The sequence below is a fragment of the Streptomyces sp. NPDC046197 genome, from assembly GCF_040646295.1.
In the GTDB taxonomy this organism is placed as follows: domain Bacteria; phylum Actinomycetota; class Actinomycetes; order Streptomycetales; family Streptomycetaceae; genus Streptomyces.
Genome location: NZ_JBEYZY010000081.1, coordinates 1 through 5,105, shown reverse-complemented (window position 1 = coordinate 5,105; position 5,105 = coordinate 1). Strand labels below are relative to the sequence as shown.

The following is a 5,105-nucleotide window of genomic DNA, read 5'->3' as shown; positions in this document are numbered from 1 at the left end:
CAACGTCGCCCGAACACGGTTCACTTCATGTGCGTCCACACACTCACCGTGCCCCTGAACAAGGTCGACACACAGACCTAACGGAGTCCTACTAGTGCTCTGACCACATAAGTTCGCCGGGTTGGGCTTCAGCGGGTGCGCTCCTGGCCACGGAGGATGGCGCGTCCTCGGGATTAACCTGGCTCCGTGACGCAGCGATTGAGCACGGTGGTGCTGATGTGTGGTCTTCCGGGAGCGGGCAAGACCACCTACGCGAGGGATCTGGTGCGACGCGGTTACGCTCGCCTGTCGATCGATGAGGTGGTCTGGCAGCGACTCGGGCAGCGTGACGCCGGCCTGGTGCTGGAAGCGGAGGCGTTCGACCAGCTCAAGGAAGAGGTCCGCCGCGAGCAGCGTCAGGAACTGGTCGAGCTGATGCTGGCCGGGCGCGATGTGGTGGTGGATTACAGCTTCTGGAGTCGTGCCGCCCGTGATGATTACAAGGCGCTGATCGAGAAGCACGGCGGCCGATGGGAACTGATCCACCTCAAGGCCGATCGGACGACCCTGGAACATCGCCTTGAAGCACGGAACGGCGAGGAAGGCCCCAACTCCGTCACAGTGGACGAGACGCTGTTCAGCCGCTACCTGACCAACTTCGAGGCACCGGACGGAGAGGGTGAGCAGGTCGTCATGCAGCCCTCGGCCTGAGGACCTGAAGCCGTTCAGCGGAGAGGGGACGCCCTCCCCAGCGGATGCCCTTCTCGCAGCGGATGCGGGCGCGCTCGCGACGTTGTGCGGCCGGGACGTCGGGGTGACGGGCGTTTGTGTTGCGCCGGCGCAGGTACGAGTGAAGCGCTCGGGTCTGCGCGGTGTGGTTGCGGTGGTTGGAGTTGGCGATCGTGAACTGACGCAGCGGTCCGAAGTGGGCCTCGATCGGGTTGGCCCAGGACGCGTAGGTCGGGGTGAAGCACAGCTCGACCCGGTGTCTCTTCGCCCAGCGCCGGATGGTCTCGCCCTTGTGGGCGGACAGGTTGTCCAAGATGACGTAGATCGGGGCGCCGTCCGGGCGAGCCGCGCGGATCGACCTGAGCGCGGCCAGGGTGTTCGCGGCTCCCTTCTTGCGGCGGTTGACGCCCCACAGGGTGTCGCCGCCGATCGAGTAGCAGCCGTGGAAGTAGCGGACGCCGTGGGTGCGGTGGTAGGTCGCGGGGTGCCGTTCGGGGTGACCGGAGCGGGCCCAGCCGGAGCCGGCGGTGGGGCGGATGCCGAGCGGGCCGAACTCGTCGAATGCGAAGACGCGGTCGGGGAAGCGTTCCAGGACGTGCTCGATGCGGTCGAGCTTGGCGTCGCGCTCAGGGTCCGGTGAGTCCTTCCAGGTCTTGGTGCGCTGGAAGGTGATGCCGCGGCGGGCGAGCAGGCACCGTAACGCCTCGCGGCCGATCCGGATCACGCGGCTGTGGACTTTCCGCAGGTAGGCGGCGAGTTTACGGATCGACCAGCGGGTGAACGGCTGGCCGAGCTTGGTCGGGCGGGTGGTGGCCGTCTGGAGGACGAAGTCCTCGTCGTCAGGGCTGAGAAGGCGGGGCCGGCCTCCCGCCCATTGAGGGTCCAGGCAGGCCAGGCCGATCTCGTTGAACCGGTGGATCACGTCCCGGACGGTGTCCTCGTCGGCCTGCACCAGCTTCGCGATCACCGGGACCCGGTTCCCGCCGGCCGAGGCCAGTAGCATCATCGCCCGCCGGAAGCGCACCGAAGTGGTGCTGCCCCGGCGCACGATCTGCTGCAGCTTCTGCCCCTCTTGGTCGGTCAACCTGCGCACACGGACAGGCTCGGCCACCACACCCCCAGCGGTCGGATCGGACGTCACCGGACATCCAACTGCCTCGACCACCGACCCGGCCAACGTATGTGGTCAGAGCACTAGCAGGTCGTGACGGCAGAAGATGACGGCAACAGAGCCGTACGCATGGGGCCCTTAGCGGTAGCACAGGGACTGCCTTGAGTCTTTGGGGTAGCAACATGGCAGCGCGCATGTAGCCGAGAATGAACCTCGACGCCCGGACACGGCGGCGGACCAGCCGGACGCAGGCCCCGCAGCCTACGGATTTCCTCGCTGGGCAGCGGGTTGGGTCGCACCCGCAGCAGCTGTCGCGAGGACGGGTCGAAGAACGACAGTGTCTCCTCGTTGATTGCGTGACGCCCGCACCACTCCCCGTGGAAAGAGCTCTACGAACACACCGTCGATGGCCAACGACCAGGCGTGCCCCCGCTCCACAGCCTGAAGCCCTTCGTCAAGCGTCCGAGCCCCCATGAGCGTTGCGGAATGCCTCAACTGGTCCCACATCCAAGGAGATTCGACGAATCGGCCTATGCGCTCGACAGCGGCTTCCAGAGCGCTGACGGCCGCCGCAACGTCATCCACTGCCAGACCAGCGCTGCCTACACCCTCGAACGTCCACGCCAACGAGAGGTCCACAAGCCCACGGTCTCTCTCGTCTCCCGCGATCGCCATCCGTATGAGCCGTGCCCGCCGCGTGCCCGGTGCCGCGGGATGTGCTGGGGACTCACGGGGAACTGCGGCGTCACAGGCGCTCCTGCACAGGTCAGCGACTTGCCAGGTCGGCCGTCGTCCGCATACGCACTCTTCCAAACTGGTGCTGCGACCGGAAACGTCCACGGCATCGCCGAGGTCCTGTTCCAGGGTGGTGCAGGGCAGTGAGAATAGGGCGGTGTGAAGCGGTCGACGCCGCGAGATCACAATGGCGTCATGGACCCGACCCCTCAGAGCATCGTCGCGCTGGACTGCGACAACCTCCCCGCCGCTCAAGCTGTCGTTGATCAACTCGGTGACGAGTGCCGCTTCTACAAGGTCGGCCTGGAGCTCCTCACCGCGGTCGGACCCCAGTTCGTGGAACACCTCGTCGCCCGGGGCAACGAGGTGTTCCTGGACCTCAAGCTCTTCGAGATCCCGAACTCTGTCGCCGGCGCAGTCCGCGCGGCAGGCGCACTCGGCGTCTCCATGGTGACTGTGCACAGCATGGGTGGGACGGGGATCATGGCCGCCGCGGTCGATGCGGCCCGCGACTATCCCGACCTTCGTGTCCTTGCCCTCACCGTCGTCACCAGCATGACCGACGCCGACCTCGTCGACATCGGCGTTGCCGGCTCCGCCGAGGGCCAAGTGCTGCGGCTGGCCGGCCTGGCCGAGCGGGCCGGATGCCACGGCGTGATCGCCTCACCGCAGGAAGTCGCAGCCCTGCGCAGGGCGTTGGGAAGCGATGCCCTGATCGTCACCCCCGGAGTTGCCTTGGCCGGCGAGTCTGCTGCCGAACATGCCCGCCCCGGCACACCGCGGGCCGCCGTCGCGGACGGAGCCTCACATGTGGTCGTAGGCCGCACGGTCACGCGCGCGCCGGATCCGCTGTCTGCATTCCACCGTGTCTGGGCCAACCTGACAGCCCCACCCCACCCCTCGGAATGGGGCGAGGCGAGAAACGTACTCCGTACGTCCGACAGGACATAGGTCGCCGTAGGTGGAGACGGCCCGGCCTTGTGCCAGGCCGTCTCAGTTTCCGTCTCATTCAGCTCGGTTCACGGCCGTTCAGAACGGTCCCCCACCAGAGACCGCCTCGGCGGCCGCGAGCCACCCGAGATACCAGCCTGCGAAGTCCAACAGAGAGCCGCTGGCGTCACGTACCGGATGCAGATCCTTGCCATCGGAGCGCGGGTCACGCCATATTCGGCCGTGCTCCGATCCCGTGACAACCAGCCAGGCCGTCAGCCCGCAGCCCTCATCGCACAGGCAAAGCGCGCCCGCAGTAAAGCGCGGGTCATACTGCACATCTGCCAGACGCTCTTCCCACACCTCAAAGGCCGCTTCGAAATCGGCGAGGTCGTCGAAGTCCCCCAGAGGCGGCTGCTCGGCCAGGATCTCTACTGCTGCCTCCGGGTCCGCCCCGCCCGGAAACAACTCGGCGACCATGCCCGGCTCGACCTCCTCAGGGGCATCTCCAATCCAGCGCCAACCGCCGGAGTCCACGCGCCGCACCGGAAAAACACCGTAAGCCGGACCAGCCCCGCCGGCTCCGACGTGAAGCAGGAACGAGCGATAGTCCTCGGGCAGCTCAACACCCAACCAGGCCTCGAGATCGGCTACCTCGACCGCCGTCAGAGGTGCATCGAGCGCAAAGCCGTGCCCCATCGACCCGAACACCTTGTCGCTGCTCGAGCCTGCGGCCAGAGCCAGAACCCGCTCGCGTACCCCGGTCCAGTCGGTCATAGCGCCTGACGATATCGGCTGTCCCCCCGCTGCCCATGCTCAGGCCTGGCACGCACCAGCAGCTCCTCGCCCGCAGAGGCGTCCCAGCAACCTCTACCCAACGGACGAATAGTCCTATGGCCGTGCCGCTCTCGTGCCAGAACAGGCGGGGACTCACGGGGAATCGGAGCGCGAAGCGGACAGCACGGCCGCACTGCGGCAAACCAGGGACCTCGCAGGTCGGGCCCGCGATGGCCTCACCTCGCTCCTAAAGCGGTACTCAGCTCCCACCCTGCAGTGCGCTACTGATCTCCAAAAGGCGCCCCTCGGGCAGAGCGAAGGCATTGCTGGGGTTCCGGTAGGAGTGCCCACCGTCGTTGATCCAGACGCCGTCTGCCAACCTCCACCGAGCGGGAGCCCATTGACCCTGGTTCTCAAGGAGCATCCTTGCCACCTCGGCGGGCTCTTCGATCAGGGTGAGAGCGGCGAGCGCAGGGGTGAGGGCCGCGGCTGCATCGTCGGGAAGCAGCGCGTCGCCGAGTGTGGGGAAGAGCAGCAAGAGACGGGCGTCAGCATCACTCACGCCTTCTGTTGCCGACTGCCGAGCGGCGGACAACAGTTCCGGCCAGGCCATGCCGGGCCCCATGAAGTGACCGTCGACCACAGCGAGGGTTTCCTGGAAACCTCAGCGACCACCATGCCCATAGTCCGCATCGAGGCGTCGTGACGTGGTTCCCCGGCCGTACCACTCTCGTGCCAGAACCGACGGGGACTCACGGGGAACTGGGGGTCAAAAGGGTGACTTCCGTCGGGACCCGATCAGGCAGGGGAATCCGCATGCCATGACCACGAGCGCCCAACTTCG

At 66.8% G+C, this 5,105-nt stretch carries 5 protein-coding genes; 2 read left to right on the top strand and 3 right to left on the bottom strand.

Annotation, left to right across the window (positions count from 1 at the left end):
• The first annotated feature begins 186 nt into the window (after positions 1-186).
• Positions 187-690, top strand: a complete 504-nt coding sequence (locus AB0A61_RS40775; protein ID WP_361304613.1) for an ATP-binding protein — start codon at positions 187-189, stop codon at positions 688-690.
• Here AB0A61_RS40775 and AB0A61_RS40770 read toward each other — a convergent pair.
• On the bottom strand, positions 671-1,819 hold the full coding sequence (locus AB0A61_RS40770) for an IS630 family transposase (protein WP_361304610.1): 1,149 nt from the start codon (positions 1,817-1,819) through the stop codon (positions 671-673). The two genes, AB0A61_RS40775 and AB0A61_RS40770, sit on opposite strands and share 20 nt — an antisense overlap.
• 930 nt (positions 1,820-2,749) lie before the next feature.
• Between AB0A61_RS40770 and pyrF the strand changes: the two genes are divergently transcribed.
• Positions 2,750-3,505 carry an orotidine-5'-phosphate decarboxylase gene (gene pyrF, locus AB0A61_RS40765; RefSeq protein ID WP_361304607.1) on the top strand — a complete coding sequence of 252 codons (756 nt, stop codon included), beginning with the start codon at positions 2,750-2,752 and terminating at the stop codon, positions 3,503-3,505.
• Between the two features lie 78 nt (positions 3,506-3,583).
• Here the strand turns inward: pyrF and AB0A61_RS40760 are convergent, their stop codons facing one another.
• Both AB0A61_RS40760 and AB0A61_RS40755 read right to left on the bottom strand, forming a co-directional pair.
• A complete protein-coding gene (locus AB0A61_RS40760) occupies positions 3,584-4,261 on the bottom strand; it encodes an SMI1/KNR4 family protein (RefSeq protein WP_361304605.1) in 678 nt (225 codons plus the stop codon).
• Between the two features lie 259 nt (positions 4,262-4,520).
• Positions 4,521-4,904, bottom strand: a complete 384-nt coding sequence (locus tag AB0A61_RS40755; protein WP_361304602.1) for a hypothetical protein — start codon at positions 4,902-4,904, stop codon at positions 4,521-4,523.
• Between the last annotated feature and the right edge of the window lie 201 nt (positions 4,905-5,105).

Coding starts and splice junctions, on each gene's coding strand:
- AB0A61_RS40760 (WP_361304605.1), bottom strand. CDS start 4,261: ATGACCGACTGGACCGGGGTACGCGAGCGGGTTCTGGCTCTGGCCGCA.
- pyrF (WP_361304607.1), top strand. CDS start 2,750: ATGGACCCGACCCCTCAGAGCATCGTCGCGCTGGACTGCGACAACCTC.